This window comes from Anaeromyxobacter terrae (assembly GCF_022690685.1).
Lineage (GTDB): Bacteria > Myxococcota > Myxococcia > Myxococcales > Anaeromyxobacteraceae > Anaeromyxobacter > Anaeromyxobacter terrae.
In genome coordinates, this window is sequence record NZ_JALCYY010000004.1 from 108670 (window position 1) to 124793 (window position 16124).

Here is a 16124-nt window from a genome sequence, read left to right on the forward strand (position 1 = left end):
GCGTCGAGGGCGTCAGCAGGCGTTGTCGACGATCCACTTCCCGAGGAGCTCGTCCTTCAGGAGGTAGCCGTCTGCGCCGCACTCGGCGACGAGCTTCTCGACCCGCTCCTTCTCCACGCCCGAGCAGAAGACGACCTTGATCGAGCGGAACATCTCGTTCTTCTTCACGAAGCGGCAGAACTGCGCGCCGTCCACCTTCGGCATGTTGATGTCGAGGAGGATGAGGTCGGGGCGGGTCTGACGCTTCAGGATGATCGAGGTCGCCTTCTCGGCGTCGGGCGCGTACTGGATCTCGAATCCCTTCGCCTCGAGCTCCTCCTTCAGCAGCCGCGCGACGATCTCGGAGTCGTCCACGATGAGCACGCGCCGGCGCGCCTCGAGCGCGGCGGTGAAGCGGCGCGGCAGGTCCTCGGGCGGGGAGGAGGGGACGGCGCCGTCGAGCTTCAGCTCCGCGGCCTTCTGCGCGAGCTCCTCCGGCGTCCCGTCGCCGACGAGCAGGGCGCGCCCGCGGAAGCCGCGGTCGCGGAGGAGCGGCGGCGCCTGCTTCGCGCGCGCCCCGTCGACGAGCAGCGCCGCGGCGCCGCTCGCCTCGGCGACGAGCGCGTGCGGCTCGCGCTCGAGCACGACCTGGTGGCCGGCGGCCTCGAGGGCCATGCCGGTCAGATGTAGGACGATCTCGCTCTCGCAGCAGATGAGGACCTTCACGTCGCCCCTCTCGCGGTGAACCAAAATAGCACCGATCTTGCCCGGCCGTCCCGGGCTCGCGGATAATCCGCGCCCGATGGCCGAGCCGAAGGAAGCGCAGCAGCCCGAGGCCGGCGCCCAGCCGGCGCCGGAGGCGTGGTTCTTCTGCCTGAGGCTCCTCGGCGGCCGCTACGCCTTCGAGGCGCCGCTCGTCACCGAGGTGGTCCGCCTCGGCCCGCTCACGCGGCTGCCGGCCGCGCCGGCCTTCCTGCCCGGCGTGTTCACCCACCGCGGCGAGGTCCTGCCCGTGCTCGACGTCGCCCAGCTCGTCGGCCAGGGCTCGGTCACGCTCCGCCCGAGCACGCGCGCCGCGATCGTCCACTGCGGCCCGTGGAAGGTGGCGGTGGTGAGCGACTCGGTCGAGGGGCTCGTCGCGATCCCCCGCCGCCAGCTCGAGCCGCCGCCGGCGGAGTCGAGCGGCGTCGCCGAGTTCCTCTCCGCGGTCGGCCGCGACCGCGCGGGCGCGGTCGCGATCCTCGACCTGCCGCGCCTCGTCGAGACGGCCCGGGCGCGCGCCGTGCCCGCGGGGAGCGGCTCGGCGTGACCGGCCCGGCGAGCGAGCTCATCCTGTTCCAGGTCGGCCCGCGGACCTTCGCGGCGGTCGTGCACGACGCCATCCGCATCGGCAGCGTCCGCGACGTCCCGCCGGAGGAGCTCGTCCTCGAGACGGCGCTCGGCACGCCGAGCGCCTGCGCGCGCGGCATCGTCGTCGCGAGCCACGACGAGGCCGTCGAGCTGACGCTCGTGGTCGATCAGGTGCTCGGCACCCGGAGCGTGCCGGAGGAGCAGGTGCAGCCGCTCCCCGCGTTCGCCGCCGCCTGCCTCACCTCCGGCGCCGTCACGGGCTTCGTGCTCCTCGACGGCGATCCCCTCCTCCTCGTCGATCTCCCCACCCTCGTCCGCGAGCGCGCGACCGCCGTGCCCGCGTGACGCCTCCCCCGGAGCAGCCATGAGCACCCGCGACCCGTTCGACCTCCCGCAGAAGCCGAAGGCCCGCGCGGCCGCGCCACGCGCGGCGGCGAGGAAGCGGAACACCGCCGTCGGCGCCGACGCCGCCCGCATCGCCGTCGTCCTCCGCGGCTTCGCGGAGGGGAACTACGACGGCCGGGTCGACCCCGACGCGATCGACGATCCCGGCCTGCGCGCCATCGCCGAGGCGGTGAACGGCGCGGCGAGCGCGGTGGTCGAGGACCTGCGCCAGGCGCACCAGCGCGTGCAGATCGTGACGGCCGGCATCGACGAGGCCATCGAGGCGATGATCCGCCTCGTCATCCAGGGCGACCTGTCCGGCTCGCTGCGCGCGGGCTCGACCGACACGGCGCTCACGCCGCTCATCGCCGGCATCGGCCAGGTGATGGAGACGCTCAAGAAGTTCGTCACCGAGACGCGCGAGGCGGCGCTGCAGCTCTCGACGAGCTCCGCCGAGGTGCTCGCGGCGGCGACGCAGAACGAGTCCTCGACGAGCGCGCAGGCGTCGGCCATCCACGAGACGACCGCGACGATGGAGGAGCTGAAGGGCGCCTCGCACCAGATCGCGGAGAACGCGCAGATGGTGGCGGCGATCGCCGAGCAGACCCTCTCCGGCGCGAAGCAGGGCGAGGGCGCGATCAAGGCGTTCATGGGCTCGATGGAGAAGGTCCGCCACAACGCCGTCGAGGTGGACGACGCGATCGCGAAGCTCTCGAAACGGGTCGAGCGCATCGGCACGGTGGTCGAGGTCATCGACGAGATCGCGGACCGCTCGGACCTCCTCGCCCTGAACGCCGCGCTCGAGGGGGCCAAGGCGGGCGAGGCGGGGCGCGGGTTCTCTATCGTCGCCGCCGAGATGCGCCGCCTCGCCGAGAACGTCCTCGAGTCGACGAAGGAGATCAAGAACCTCATCACGGAGATTCGCGAGGCGACGCACGCCGCCAAGGAGGCGTCGGACGGGAACAAGCGCGAGGCCTCCGAGGGCGAGAAGCTCGGCGGCAACGCCATGGCGAGCGTCTCGGGCATCCTCTCCGGCATCCAGGAGACGAGCGACGCCGCCCGCGTGATCCACCTCGCGACCCAGCAGCAGCGCACCGCGACCGAGCAGGTCGTGCAGTCGATGTCGGAGATCGAGGAGGTCACCCGGCAGGCGCAGGCCGGCTCGAAGCAGGCGACGGGCGCGGCCTCCGAGCTCACGAAGCTCGCCGAGCGGCTCGCGGAGCTCGTGAAGCGCTTCAAGATCGAGTAGCCCGGGCTCCCTGGGAAAGGTACCCGCGAGCCGCGCATGGGCGTCTCCGAAGAGATCCGCAAGAAGCTCCTCCCCCGCTTCCGCGAGACCACCGCGGATCGCGTGGAGAAGATCTCGGGCGCGCTGCTCGAGCTCGAGCGCGGCGCCGGCACGCCGGAGGCGCTCGAGGAGCTCGCGCGCGAGCTGCACACCCTGAAGGGCGAGGCCCGCATGATGGGCTTCGTCGGCATCTCCAGCGTGGTGCACGCGGCGGAGGACCTGCTCAAGGCGCTCCCCAAGGACAGCCCCGGCGAGCGGCTCGACGCGCTCCTCGAGGCGTGCGGCGCGATCGTGCCGATGCTCGACGCGACGGCGGACGGAGGGGACGCGGCGGGGAAGCTCGCGGAGTCCCTGCGCGCGCTCATCGCCGGACCGGAAGGCGCGCCGGAGCGCGCAGCGGAGACGACCGCGCCGGCGGCCTCGACCGCGACCGCGTCCCCGCCCGCGCCCCCGGCCGCGCCCGCGCGGCCGTCCGCCCAGTCGCCGGAGGCCCGGCTCGAGCTCCGCGGCGACAAGCCCGCGGCGTCGATCCGCGTGGACGTCGACCGGCTCGACGAGATCGCCGCGCTCGCCGGCGACGTGCTCGTCGAGGGCGAGCGCGCCATCCGCCGCTCCCGCGACCTCAACGCCCTGTTCGCGCGGTGGGGCCGGCTGTCCGACCGGGTGATCGCGCTCGCCGAGCGGCTCCGCGACGCCCGCACCGCCCGGCTCGTCGAGCAGATCGAGGGCGACGTCCACCTCCTCCGCTCGGACACGTTCCGGTTCGCGCGCACCCAGACCGAGGCAGCCTCCTCCTCCCAGGCGCAGTTCGGGATGCTCGCGGAGCGGATCGGCGAGGCGCGCCTCATCCCGCTCTCCGGGGTGCTCGCGGCGTTCCCCCTCGCCGCCCGCGACATGGCGCGCGAGCAGGGCAAGGAGGTCGAGTGCGTCGTGCGCGGCGGCGAGACCGGCGTCGACAAGGCGATCCTGCTCTCGCTCAACGACCCGCTCGTCCACCTGGTCCGCAACTGCGTCGATCACGGGCTCGAGACGCCCGCCGAGCGCGCGCAGGCGGGCAAGCCGCGCGCCGGCAAGATCGTCATCTCCGCGCGCGTCGACGGCGACCTGCTCGCCGTCACGGTGGCGGACGACGGGCGCGGCATCAGCCCGCAGAAGGTCCGCGCCTCCGCGCTGCAGAAGGGGATCATCGGTGAGCAGCAGGCCGCGAGCCTGTCTTCGCGGAACGCGCTCGACCTCATCTTCACGCCGGGCTTCTCGACGCGCGAGCAGGCGGGCGAGACCAGCGGCCGCGGTGTCGGGCTCGACGTGGTGCGCAAGCGCGTCACCGCGCTCGGCGGATCGGTCACGGTCGAGTCCGAGCCCGGCAAGGGCGCGCGGTTCACGCTGCGCATGCCGCAGTCGCTCTCGCTCATGAAGGTCCTCCTCGTCCGCATCGACGAGGACGTCTACGGGATCCCCGCCGTCGACGTGGACAGCGTCGGCCGGCTCGACCCCAAGGAGGCGACGGAGGTCGCCGGGATCCGGGCCGTGCGCTACCGCGGGCGGCTCATGCCGGTGGTCGCGCTCGGGCCGCTCCTGTCGCTCAACGGCGGCCCGCGCTCGAAGCGGCCGCTCGTGGCTTACGTGGTCCACGGGAACGAGGGGGCGGCGGTGGTCGTGGACGGGCTCCACGGCGAGCGCGAGGTGGCGGTGAAGGCGCCCGGCGCGTTCCTCAAGGGCATGCGCTTCGTGACCGGCGCCGCCGCGCTCGAGGATGGGCGCGTCGCGCTGCTCCTCTCGACCCCCGACATCGTGGCCGCGGCCCGCCGGCTCGCCTCGCCCGCCCTGGCGCGCGGTCGCGACCGGCGGCGCCTCCGGGTGCTCCTCGTGGACGACAGCGCGATCGCCCGCGAGGCGGAGGCGGCCCTGCTGCGCTCGCTCGGGCACGAGGTGGACGAGGCGGTGGACGGGGAGGACGGCTGGCGGAGGCTGCAGACCGGCAGCTACCAGCTCCTCGTCACCGACGTGCAGATGCCGGTGCTCGACGGCATCGACCTCACCCGCCGGGTGAAGGCGACGCCGCGCTTCGTGAAGCTGCCCATCGTCATCATGTCCTCGCTCTCCGCGCCCGAGGAGCGGCGCCGGGGGGTGGACGCCGGCGCCGACGCCTACATCGTGAAGGGTGAGCTCGAGGCCGAGAGCCTCGCCGCCACGCTCGAGCGGCTCTGCGGGGTCGGGGCGTGACCCCTCCACAGGCCCGGCGGGTCCGCGTCCTCGTCGCGGACGACTCCGCCTTGTTCCGCGAGCTCCTCTCCGGCGTGGTCGCGGACGGCCCGGGGTTCGAGGTCGTCGCCGTCGCGGCCGACGGGCACGCCGCCGCCGCGCTCGCGCGCCAGCACCGGCCCGACGTCATCACGATGGACCTCAACATGCCCGAGGCCGACGGCTACGCGGGCATCGCGCGGATCATGGCGGAGACGCCCACGCCGATCCTCGTCCTCACCGGGAACCCCGCCGAGGCGGTCGGGTTCCGCGCGCTCTCGCTCGGCGCGCTCGACATCCTCGAGAAGCCGCACGCGACGACCGACCTCGAGACGTACGGACGGCAGCTCCGCTCGCGCCTCAGGCTCCTCGCCGGCGTGAAGGTGATCCGCCACCTGCGCGGGCTGCGCGCGGAGGGCGAGCCGCCGCCGCGGCGGACCGCAGGCACGGACCTCGTCGTCATCGGCGCCTCGCTCGGCGGCCCGCGCGCGCTCGTGTCGCTCCTGCGCGGGCTCGCGCCGGCCTTCCCGGCGCCGGTCGCGATCGTGCAGCACATCGCGGACGGGTTCACCGAGGGGCTCGCGGCCTGGCTCGCCACCGAGACCCGGCTCGACGTGAGGGAGGCGCGGGACGGGGACCCGCTCGCGCCCGGCCGGATCGTGCTCGCCCCCTCCGGGCGCCACCTCGTCGTCGCCGACGGCGCGGCTCGGCTCTCCGACGCCCCGCCCTTCGAGACGTTCAAGCCGTCGGTGACGCCGCTGTTCCTCTCCGCCGCCCGCGAGCACGGCGCGCGCGCCTGCGGCGTCATCCTCACCGGCATGGGCCGTGACGGCGCCGAGGGGCTGCGCGCCATCCGCGCCGCGGGCGGACCGACCATCGCGCAGGACGAGGCGACGAGCGCGGTGTTCGGGATGCCGCGCGCGGCCATCGAGCTCGGGGCGGTCGATCGCGTGCTGCCGCTCGAGGCGATCCCTGGCGCGCTCCTGGAGCTGACCCGGTGAGGCCGATCGCGCCCGAGGACCTGACGCAGCTCGCCGCGCTCCTCAAGGAGCGGGTCGGGCTGCACGTGCGCCAGGACGGCCACTCTGCGCTCCGCCTCGCGCTCGGCGCGCGGCTCGAGGAGCTCGGGCCCTCCGCGCCGGACGCCCGCGCCTACCTGGCGATCCTGCGCTCTCAGGACAGCGGCGACGAGGAGCTCAGGCGGCTGCTCCCGCTCGTCACCGTCGGCAAGACGAGCTTCTTCCGCGACGAGCGCCAGTTCCGCGCGCTCGAGGCGCTGCTCCCCGGACTCGTCGCGCGCGCGCGCGGCGGCGGCCGGCGCGTCTCGATCTGGTCGGCCGGCTGCGCCACCGGCGAGGAGCCGTACTCCATCGCGATGACCGCGGAGGTCGCCGGGGCGGAGCCCGAGCACCTCGAGCTCCTCGCCACCGACGTGAACCCGGAGGCGGTCGCGCAGGCCGCGCGCGGCGCGTACGACGCCCGGCGCGTGCGCGAGATCCCCGAGGCGCTCCGCGAGCGTCACTTCGATCGCGACGGCGATCGCCACCACGTGCGCGCGAGCCTCCGCCGGTTCATCACGGCGATCCGCCCGCACAACCTGGTCTCGGGCGTCATGCCGCGCCCCGAGGGCGGCTGGGACGTCATCTTCTGCCGCAACGTCATCATCTACTTCGATACGCCCACGACGCAGCACGTGCTCACGCACTTCCTCCACGCGCTCACGCCGGGCGGCTACCTGTTCCTCGGCTACTCCGAGTCCCTCTTCCGCATCTTCGAGGGGTTCGAGCTCACCGAGGTGGCCGGGGCGTTCCTCTACCGGCGGCCGGAGACGCCGCGCACGACGCCGCTCCCGGCGCCGCGCTCGACCCGCCCGGCGAGGCCCTTGCCGTCCGCGCCGCCGCTGGTCCGCCACGTGACGCTGCCCCCGGCGGCGCCGCCGCGCCTCCCCACTCCCGCGCCGGTGCCCGCGCCGCAGCCGCCGCTCGCGCCCCAGGAGTACCTCGACGGCGCGGTCGCGCTGTTCGCCGAGGGGCGCTTCGGAGCCGCGCGCGAGCTGCTCGAGCGGCTCCTCGAGAAGGGCGGCGAGGACCTGGCGGTGCGGCTCACGCTCGCGAACCTGTACGGCGTCCTCCGGCAGACCGATCGGGCGCGCGAGTGCTACGTGGCCGCGCTCCAGCTCGAGCCGCTCAGCGCCGAGGCGCACCTCTTCTTCGGGATCCACCTGCTCGCCGAGGGCGAGGCCGAGGGGGCCGCGCTCGAGCTCTCGCGGGCCCTCTTCCTCGACCCCGACCTCGCGCTCGCGCACTACTGGCTCGGGCGCTGCCGCGAGGCGCAGCGCGATCCGGACCGCGCGCGGCTCGCCTACCGGAACGCCCTCGCCGCGCACGCCCGCCGGCCGGAGGGGAAGCGGCAGGCGTTCCTGGGCTACTATCCGGACGTCCCCGAGGACGGCGCCGCGTTCGTCCGCGCCGCGCAGTACGCCCTCGCCGCGCTGTGAGGAGAACGATGGCCGAGAAGAAGCGCATCCTGCTCCTCGACGACTCGACGATCACGCTCGAGATGGAGAAGGCCGTGCTCGAGGAACGCGGCTACAAGGTCGCGATCGCCTCGAACCTGCTCGAGTTCCAGGCGCACCTCGACGGCTTCCAACCGGAGATCATCCTCACCGACCTCATGATGCCGGACATCTCCGGCAAGGACATCGTCCGCGTCCTGAAGCAGGACTTCCACACCGAGAAGATCCCGATCATCCTCTTCAGCTCGAAGGGCGACGACGAGCTCGCGGAGATCTCCGAGCAGGCGGGCGCCGACGGCTTCCTCTCCAAGTCGCACGGCATCGACCGGCTCGGCGACATGGTCGACGAGATGGTGGACTCGATCCTGTGGTAGGCGCTGCCGCCCGCGGCGTCCCGCAGGTAGAAGTCCCCACGATTGCTTGAAGATCCCGGGGGGCGCGTGCTACCTCGGAGGCGGGATCGCGCGTGGGTCGCGGCCCGCCGAGGGGAGCGCCGCCATGTCCGGCCACAACCGATGGTCCAAGATCAAGCGCCACAAGCAGGCGCAAGGGGCGGCCAAGGGCAAGCTCTTCTCGAAGGTCATCAAGGAGATCACCGTCGCCGCGCGCATGGGCGGCGGCGACCTCGCGGGCAACCCGCGCCTCCGCGCAGCGATTGACGCGGCCAAGGAGGCGAACATGCCGCAGGAGAACGTGACCCGCGCGGTGAAGAAGGGCACGGGCGAGCTCGAGGGCGTCTCCTACGAGGAGGTCGTCTACGAGGGGTACGGGCCCGGCGGGGTGGCGATGATCGTCGAGTGCCTCACCGACAACCGGAACCGCACCGCTGGCGACGTCCGCTCCTCGCTCGCGAAGGGCGGCGGGAACCTCGCCGCCGAGGGCGCGGTGGCGTGGAACTTCGACCGGCGCGGCGTCGTCGAGGTGAAGCCCGGCCCGACCGAGGACGAGGTCACCGAGGCGGCGATCGAGGCGGGGGCGGAGGACGTCGTGAGCCTCGGCGCGGACGGGTTCGAGGTGCGCACGCTGCCGAACGACCTCCACGGCGTCGCGGCGGCGCTCGAGAAGAGGCTCCCGCTGGGCGCCCGCCGCCTGACCTTCATCCCCAGGGAGACGCTGCGGCTCTCCGATCCCGACAAGGCGCGGTCCATGCTGAAGCTCATGGACATGCTCGAGGACCTCGAGGACGTCCAGAACGTCCACGCGAACTTCGAGATCGACGACGAGCTGATGGAGCGGCTCGCCTGAGGCGGGCGGGGGCGGCGGCGAGGCGCCGCGCGGGCCGAGGGCTCGCGGGGTGAGCGGGGACCGGCCGAGGCGGCGTGAGGATCCGGGAGGCTGCGTGCGGGCGTACGAGATCATCCACCGCAAGCGCGACGGGGCGTCGATCCCGCCCGATGCCATCGCCGCGCTCGTCGACGGCTTCACGCGCGGCGAGATCCCCGACTACCAGATGGCCGCCTTCTGCATGGCGGTGTTCTTCCGCGGCATGGACGAGGGCGAGGTCCGCGCGCTCACCGAGGCGATGCTGCGCTCCGGCGACGTGCTCGACCTCTCCGACGTCCCGGGCGCCAAGGTCGACAAGCACTCCACCGGCGGGGTGGGGGACAAGGTCTCCCTCGCCCTCGCTCCGCTCGCCGCCGCCTGCGGCGTCAAGGTGCCCATGATCTCCGGGCGCGGCCTCGGCCACACCGGAGGGACGCTCGACAAGCTCGAGGCCATCCCCGGCTTCCGGGTGGACCTGCCGGTCGAGACGTTCCGCGCGCTCGTCCGCGACGTCGGCGCCTGCCTCGTCGGCCAGACCGCCCGGCTCGCGCCGGCGGACCGGAAGCTCTACGCGCTCCGCGACGTGACCGCGACGGTCGAGTCGATCCCGCTCATCGCGGCTTCCATCATGTCGAAGAAGCTCGCCGAGGGGATCGACGCGCTCGTGCTCGACGTGAAGGTAGGCTCGGGAGCGTTCATGAAGCGGATCGAGGACGCGCGCGCCCTCGCGCGGACCCTCGCCGGGATCGGGCGCGGCATGGGCAAGCGCGTCTCCGCGGTCCTCACGCGCATGGACGAGCCGCTCGGCCGGGCGGTCGGGAACGCGCTCGAGGTCGAGGAGACGCTGGCGCTCCTCGGCGGCGGGGGGCCGCCGGACCTGCGCGAGGTGACGGTCGAGCTCACCGCCGAGATGCTGGTCCTCGGCGCCGCCGCGCCGGACCTCGCCGCCGCGCGGGCCCGGGTCGAGGTGGCCATCGCCGACGGGAGCGGCCTCGCGAAGCTCGAGCAGATCGTGCGGGCCCAGGGCGGCGACGCGGCGGTGCTCCGCGATCCCGGGCGGCTGCCGCGCGCCCCGGCGCGCTACGACGTCGCCGCGCCCGCGGCCGGGTTCGTGACGGAGATCGACGCGGAGGCCATCGGCCTCGCCGCGGTGGCGCTCGGCGCGGGGCGGGCGCGCGTCGAGGACCGCGTCGACCCGGCGGTCGGGATCGTCGTCGCGAAGAAGCTCGGCGACCGCGTCGAGCGGGGCGAGCCGCTCTGCACCGTGCACGCGGGCGAGCGCAGCGAGGCCCGCGAGCGGATCGCCGCGCGCCTCGCCGCCGCATACCGGATCGGCCCCGTCGCGCCCGCGGCCAGGCCGCTCGTGCTCGAGCGGCTGTAGGAGAAGCCCATGACCCATCGCGCTGACCTCTCCACGCGCCTCTCCTACGCCCTCGCCTGGATCCGGGGGAAGACCGACCTCGCGCCCGAGGCCGGGCTCGTGCTCGGCTCGGGCCTCGGCGACTTCGTCGACCGGCTCGAGCGGGCGGTGTCGATCCCCTACGAGGAGATCCCGTCCTTCCCGGTCTCGCGCGTGCCGGGGCACGCGGGACGCCTCGTCGTCGGCGAGCTCGCCACGCCGGGCGGGCGGGTCGCGGTCGTCGCGATGCAGGGGCGGGTGCACGGGTACGAGGGTTGGAGCGGCGCGGACGTGGCCTTCGGGGCGCGCGTGCTCTGTGCGCTGCCCGTGAAGCTGCTCCTCGTGACGAACGCGGCGGGCGGGGTGAACCCGGCGTACGCGCCGGGAGATCTCGTCCGGATGGTCGACCACCTGAACCTCTCCGGGATGAACCCGCTCGTGGGCGAGAACGACGAGCGGATCGGGCCGCGCTTCCCCGATCTGTCGGAGGCGTACGACGCGCGCCTCGGCGCGCTGCTCGACGAGGCCGCGGCGGAGCGCGGCGTGCCGCTCCGGCGCGGCGTCTACGCCTGCATGCCGGGCCCGTCCTACGAGACGCCGGCGGAGATCCGGATGCTGCGGCTGCTCGGCGCGGACCTCGTCGGGATGTCCACCGTGCCCGAGGTCATCGCGGCGCGGCACATGGGCGTGCCGGTCGCCGGGATCTCCGTGGTGACGAACCTCGCCGCAGGGCTCTCCCGCCGGCCGCTGTCGCACGAGGAGGTCGCGGAGACGGCTGGGCGGGTCAAGGACCGCCTGGCCGCCGTCGTGGAAGGGTTCCTCCCCAGAGCGGTTCGTTGAAAAGAGTGGCCCCGCGCTGCTAGCGTCCCGCCGGGGAGGGCCGAGCATGGACGATCGTCTGCCGCCGAAGAACGTCGTCGCCGACCTGGCCGAGCGGGACCGAGAGGCGGACCGGCGCGAGAGCGAGCGCATCCCCATCCACCTGCTGGTGCGCGACGCGGCGCTCGGCGGGTCGTTCGAGCCGTACGAGGGCAACCTCGGCCTCGGCGGCGTGTTCTTCGGGGGGCCGCACCCGCCCACGGGGAGCCGCATCGAGCTCCGGTTCCTCATCCCCGGGACGAAGCACGAGGTCGAGGCGACCGGCGAGGTGCTGCGCGTATCGCTCGAGGGGGCGCGCTTCGGCGCGCACGTGAAGTTCGTCGACATGCCGCTCGCTTCCGAGCTCGCCATCGCGCGCTTCCTGCAGGACGAGTGAGCGCGCGCTCGGGAAAGAGCGGCGACGCGGCCGCGCTCGCCCGCGCCGCGCGCGCCGCGCGCAGGCGGGCCTACGCGCCCTACTCGAGCTTCCGGGTCGGGGCCGCGGTGCGCGCGGGTGGCGCCGTGCACTCGGGGTGCAACGTCGAGAACGCGAGCTACGGCCTCACCGTGTGCGCGGAGCGGGTGGCGGTCGCCACCGCGGTGGCCGCCGGCGCGCGCCGGCTCGACGGGATCGCCGTGGCGAGCGGGACGGACGAGCCGACCCCGCCGTGCGGGATGTGCCTCCAGACGCTCGCCGAGTTCGCTGGGCCCGAGCTGCCCGTCCGGCTCGTCGGGGCGCGCGGCGGCACGGTCGACACGACGCTCGGCGAGCTCCTCCCGCGCGCGTTCACGAAGCGCTTCCTCTGAGCGTGGCCCCGCCGGCGCCGGGGCCGTTCCTGCGCGGCGCGTTTGACGGCGGCGCCGCCGGGTCCTATGAACGGGCGCGATGGACGTGTACCGCTCGCTCGACGAGGCCCGCGCCTCGGGCCGCCTCCGGGGCTCTGCCGTCGCGGTCGGCAACTTCGACGGCGTCCACCTCGGGCACCAGCGGCTCCTCGCGCTCGCCCGCGAGCTCGCCCACGCGCGCGGCGCGGCCGCGGCGGTCCTCACCTTCGAGCCGCACCCGGTGCGCGTCCTCCGGCCGAAGCTCGCGCCGCCGCTCCTCGCGCCGCTGCCGCGGAAGCTCGAGCTGCTCGCCGCGGCCGGCGCGGACGCGGCGGTCCTCCAGCCGTTCGACCTCGCCTACGCCGCGACGCCCGCGGAGGCGTTCGTCGCCCGCGACCTCGCGGGCGCGCTCGGCGCCGCGGACGTGGTGGTCGGCTACGACTTCACCGCAGGGCACGAGCGCGCGCGGGTGGACGCGCTGCGCCCGCTGCTCGCCGCCCACGGCCTCCGGCTGCACGTCGTCGAGCCGGTCACCGTCGACGGGCTCGTCGTCTCGTCCACCAAGGTCCGCGAGTTCCTGCTCGAGGGGAACGTCGACGCGGCCGCGCTGCTCCTCACCCGGCCGCACGACGTGGACGGCGTCGTGGTGCGCGGGGCAGGGCGCGGGCGCGGCTTCGGCTTCGCGACCGCGAACGTCGAGACGGCCGGGCTCCTCCCCGCGAACGGCGTGTACGCGATCCGCGCCTGGCTGGGCGGGCAGGTGGGGCCGCGCGGGCTCGAGGGCGCGGCGCTCCACGAGGGCGTGTGCAACGTGGGCGTGAAGCCCACCGTCGAGGCGAGCGCGGCGGTGACCGCGGAGGCGCACCTGTTCGACTTCGTGGGTCGTGACCTCTACGGTGAGCGGATCCGCATGGCGTTCGTCGCGCGGCTGAGGGACGAGCGGCGCTTCCCGTCCGTGGAAGCGCTCCGGGCCCAGATCGCCGACGACGCCGCGCGCGCGAGAGAGGTCCTGGAGAAGGCGCCGATGTAGGCCGCCCTCCGCGATTTACCCTCTCGAATCGCGTACTTACGGCGGCCGCTTCCTTGACCCCTCGCTGAGCGGCCTGCTAAGGTCGCGAGGCTTCGCGGCCTTCTTCGCGCTCGACAACGGGGGACCCTCAGGCATGTCTGGACGGCTCGGCGAACTCCTGGTCCGGGAGAACCTCATCTCCCTGCAGCAGCTGCAGAAGGCCCAGGACGAGCAGCGCAAGACGGGCGGCCGCATCGGCTCGCTGCTCGTGCGGCAGGGCGCGATCGCGGAGCACGATCTCACGAGCTTCCTCTCGAAGCAGTACGGAGTCCCGGCGATCTCGCTCAAGGACTTCGACATCGACGAGGAGGTCCTGAAGCTCATCCCCAAGTCGACGGCCGAGAAGCACCAGGTGGTCCCGGTGAACCGCGCGGGCGCCTCGCTCATCGTCGCCATGAGCGACCCGTCGAACATCTTCGCCATCGACGACATCAAGTTCCTCACCGGCTACAACGTCGAGGTCGTCGTCGCCTCCGAGCAGGCCATCAAGGAGGCCATCGACAGGCACTACGCGGAGAAGGGGCCGAACCTCGACGAGGTGATGGCCGGGTTCGACGACGACGACATCTCGGTGATCGAGACCGAGGGCGACGACGTGAACGCCGTCGACCTCGAGAAGAGCGCGGAGGAGGCGCCGGTCGTCAAGCTGGTGAACCTCATCCTGCTCGACGCCATCAAGAAGGGCGCCTCCGACATCCACATCGAGCCCTACGAGAAGGACTTCCGCGTCCGCTTCCGCATCGACGGCTCGCTGTACGAGGTGATGAAGCCGCCGATGAAGCTGAGGAGCGCCATCATCTCCCGCCTCAAGATCATGTCCGAGCTGGACATCAGCGAGCGGCGCCTCCCCCAGGACGGCCGCATCAAGCTGAAGCTCGGCAAGGGCAAGGAGATGGACTTCCGCGTCTCCGTCTGCCCGACGCTGTTCGGCGAGAAGGTGGTGATGCGCCTCCTCGACAAGTCGAACCTCCAGCTCGACATGACGAAGCTGGGCTTCGAGGAGCAGCAGCTCAAGGACTTCCTGGAGGCGATCGACCGTCCGTACGGGATGGTCCTCGTCACCGGCCCGACCGGCTCGGGCAAGACGACGACGCTCTACTCCGCCCTCTCCAAGCTGAACGAGGTCGCCTGGAACATCTCGACCGCCGAGGACCCGGTCGAGTTCAACTTCTTCGGCATCAACCAGGTCCAGATGCACGAGGACATCGGCCTCAACTTCGCGGCCGCGCTGCGCAGCTTCCTGCGCCAGGACCCGGACATCATCATGGTCGGCGAGATCCGCGACTTCGAGACCGCCGAGATCGGCGTGAAGGCCGCGCTCACCGGCCACCTCGTGCTCTCGACCCTGCACACGAACGACGCGCCCGGCACGGTCTCGCGCCTCCTCAACATGGGCATCGAGCCGTTCCTCGTGACCGCCTCGCTGAACGCCATCGTGGCGCAGCGGCTCTGCCGGAGGCTCTGCGCGGAGTGCAAGCAGCCGGCGCAGCTCGAGGAGCAGGCGCTGCTCGACGCCGGCTTCGCCCCGGAGGAGCTCGGCACCTTCCAGGCGTTCGAGCCGGTCGGCTGCAGGACCTGCAACGACCGCGGCTACAAGGGCCGCGTCGCGGTGTACGAGGTGATGCCGCTCTGGGACGGCCTCAAGGAGCTCGTCATCCAGGGCTGCTCCACCGCGGAGCTCAAGCAGGAGGCGATCCGGCTCGGCTTCCGGACGCTGCGCATGAGCGCGCTCAACAAGGTGAAGCTCGGCGTCACGACCCTCGCCGAGGCGGTGGGCAACACCGCGCCGGACAAGTTCTAGCCCCGAAGGCACGAAGGCGATCCCGACTTGGCGAACCTGCACCAGCTCCTCAAGGCGATGGTCGAGAAGGGGGCCTCCGACCTCCACGTCACGACCGCGTCGCCGCCGCAGCTCCGGATCGACGGCAAGCTCGTGCCGCTCAAGACGCCGCCGCTCTCGCCCGTCGAGACGAAGCAGCTCTGCTACTCGATCCTCACCGACGCCCAGAAGCACAAGTTCGAGGAGGAGAGCGAGCTCGACCTGTCGTTCGGCGTGAAGGGGCTGTCGCGCTTCCGCGCGAACATCTTCATGCAGCGGGGCGCGGTCGCGGGCGCGTTCCGCACCATCCCCTTCAAGATCCTCACCTTCCAGGACCTCGGGCTGCCGCCCATCGTCGCCGAGCTCGCGAAGAAGCCGCGCGGCCTCGTGCTCGTGACCGGCCCGACCGGCTCGGGAAAGTCGACGACGCTCGCCTCGATCATCGACAAGATCAACACCGACCGGCACGAGCACATCATCACGATCGAGGATCCGATCGAGTACCTCCACCCGCACAAGAACTGCGTGGTGAACCAGCGCGAGGTCGGGGCGGACACCCAGTCGTTCAAGAAGGCGCTCAAGTACATCCTGCGCCAGGATCCCGACGTGGTCCTCGTCGGCGAGATGCGCGACCTCGAGACCATCGAGGCGGCGCTCGTCATCTCCGAGACCGGCCACCTCGCGTTCGCGACGCTGCACACGAACAGCGCGGTCCAGACGATCAACCGCATCCTGGACGTCTTCCCGCCCTACCAGCAGCCGCAGGTCCGCGCGCAGCTCTCGTTCGTGCTCGAGGGAGTGCTCACGCAGAACCTGCTGCCGCGGGCGGGCGGCCCCGGGCGCGCGCTCATCATCGAGGTGATGGTCCCGAACCCCGCCATCCGGAACCTCATCCGCGAGGACAAGATCCACCAGGTCTACTCGCAGATGCAGGTCGGCCAGACCAAGTTCGGCATGCAGACCTTCAACCAGAGCCTCGCCATGGCGTACGGGAGGCGGCTCATCACGCTCGAGGAGGCGATGGGCCGGTCCTCTGACCCCGAGGAGCTGAAGAACCTCCTCGCGAGCGGCGCGGGGTTGCGCCCGCCCGCGCCGCAGGCGCGCTGACCACGATTTCGACCCGCGGGCGACCCT

General features: G+C 73.0%; 16 protein-coding genes. 15 read left to right on the top strand and 1 reads right to left on the bottom strand.

Annotated elements, in window-relative coordinates; genetic code table 11:
* Positions 1-12: 12 nt before the first annotated feature.
* The gene (locus MNY62_RS02875) at positions 13-705 is read right to left on the bottom strand and encodes a response regulator (protein ID WP_242342588.1); all 693 of its coding nucleotides are present in this window, start codon (positions 703-705) and stop codon (positions 13-15) included.
* A 76-nt stretch (positions 706-781) separates the two neighbouring features.
* Between MNY62_RS02875 and MNY62_RS02880 the strand changes: the two genes are divergently transcribed.
* The 15 genes from MNY62_RS02880 (at position 782) to MNY62_RS02950 (ending at position 16097) form a co-directional block, all read left to right on the top strand.
* Positions 782-1288, top strand: coding sequence for a chemotaxis protein CheW (locus MNY62_RS02880; protein ID WP_242342589.1), 507 nt, complete (start codon positions 782-784; stop codon positions 1286-1288).
* Positions 1285-1674 (top strand): chemotaxis protein CheW, encoded by a 390-nt coding sequence (locus MNY62_RS02885; RefSeq protein ID WP_242342590.1) that lies wholly within the window; start codon positions 1285-1287, stop codon positions 1672-1674. The genes MNY62_RS02880 and MNY62_RS02885 overlap by 4 nt, the downstream gene beginning before the upstream one ends.
* A gap of 19 nt (positions 1675-1693) precedes the next feature.
* Positions 1694-2962 (top strand): methyl-accepting chemotaxis protein, encoded by a 1269-nt coding sequence (locus MNY62_RS02890; RefSeq protein WP_242342591.1) that lies wholly within the window; start codon positions 1694-1696, stop codon positions 2960-2962.
* A 36-nt stretch (positions 2963-2998) separates the two neighbouring features.
* Entirely contained in the window at positions 2999-5224 is a 2226-nt protein-coding gene (locus tag MNY62_RS02895) for a hybrid sensor histidine kinase/response regulator (RefSeq protein ID WP_242342592.1), read from the top strand.
* Complete coding sequence (gene cheB / locus MNY62_RS02900; protein WP_242342593.1) at positions 5221-6243, top strand: chemotaxis-specific protein-glutamate methyltransferase CheB; 1023 nt, start codon at positions 5221-5223, stop codon at positions 6241-6243. Before MNY62_RS02895 ends, cheB begins: the two co-directional genes overlap by 4 nt.
* Positions 6240-7739 carry a CheR family methyltransferase gene (locus MNY62_RS02905; RefSeq protein WP_242342594.1) on the top strand — a complete coding sequence of 500 codons (1500 nt, stop codon included), beginning with the start codon at positions 6240-6242 and terminating at the stop codon, positions 7737-7739. Before cheB ends, MNY62_RS02905 begins: the two co-directional genes overlap by 4 nt.
* Positions 7740-7747: 8 nt before the next feature.
* A complete protein-coding gene (locus tag MNY62_RS02910) occupies positions 7748-8131 on the top strand; it encodes a response regulator (RefSeq protein WP_242342595.1) in 384 nt (127 codons plus the stop codon).
* A 124-nt stretch (positions 8132-8255) separates the two neighbouring features.
* Positions 8256-9002, top strand: coding sequence for a YebC/PmpR family DNA-binding transcriptional regulator (locus MNY62_RS02915; protein WP_242342596.1), 747 nt, complete (start codon positions 8256-8258; stop codon positions 9000-9002).
* A 94-nt stretch (positions 9003-9096) separates the two neighbouring features.
* Positions 9097-10401 carry a thymidine phosphorylase gene (locus MNY62_RS02920; RefSeq protein WP_242342597.1) on the top strand — a complete coding sequence of 435 codons (1305 nt, stop codon included), beginning with the start codon at positions 9097-9099 and terminating at the stop codon, positions 10399-10401.
* Positions 10402-10410: 9 nt separating this feature from the next.
* Positions 10411-11259 carry a purine-nucleoside phosphorylase gene (locus tag MNY62_RS02925; protein ID WP_242342598.1) on the top strand — a complete coding sequence of 283 codons (849 nt, stop codon included), beginning with the start codon at positions 10411-10413 and terminating at the stop codon, positions 11257-11259.
* A gap of 46 nt (positions 11260-11305) precedes the next feature.
* Positions 11306-11674 carry a PilZ domain-containing protein gene (locus MNY62_RS02930; protein WP_242342599.1) on the top strand — a complete coding sequence of 123 codons (369 nt, stop codon included), beginning with the start codon at positions 11306-11308 and terminating at the stop codon, positions 11672-11674.
* Complete coding sequence (locus tag MNY62_RS02935) at positions 11671-12084, top strand: cytidine deaminase (RefSeq protein WP_242342600.1); 414 nt, start codon at positions 11671-11673, stop codon at positions 12082-12084. Before MNY62_RS02930 ends, MNY62_RS02935 begins: the two co-directional genes overlap by 4 nt.
* A 79-nt stretch (positions 12085-12163) precedes the next feature.
* Complete coding sequence (gene ribF / locus MNY62_RS02940; RefSeq protein WP_242342601.1) at positions 12164-13132, top strand: riboflavin biosynthesis protein RibF; 969 nt, start codon at positions 12164-12166, stop codon at positions 13130-13132.
* A 133-nt stretch (positions 13133-13265) separates the two neighbouring features.
* A complete protein-coding gene (gene pilB / locus MNY62_RS02945; RefSeq protein ID WP_242342602.1) occupies positions 13266-14972 on the top strand; it encodes a type IV-A pilus assembly ATPase PilB in 1707 nt (568 codons plus the stop codon).
* A gap of 27 nt (positions 14973-14999) precedes the next feature.
* Entirely contained in the window at positions 15000-16097 is a 1098-nt protein-coding gene (locus tag MNY62_RS02950; protein ID WP_242342603.1) for a type IV pilus twitching motility protein PilT, read from the top strand.
* The last annotated feature ends 27 nt before the right edge of the window (positions 16098-16124 follow it).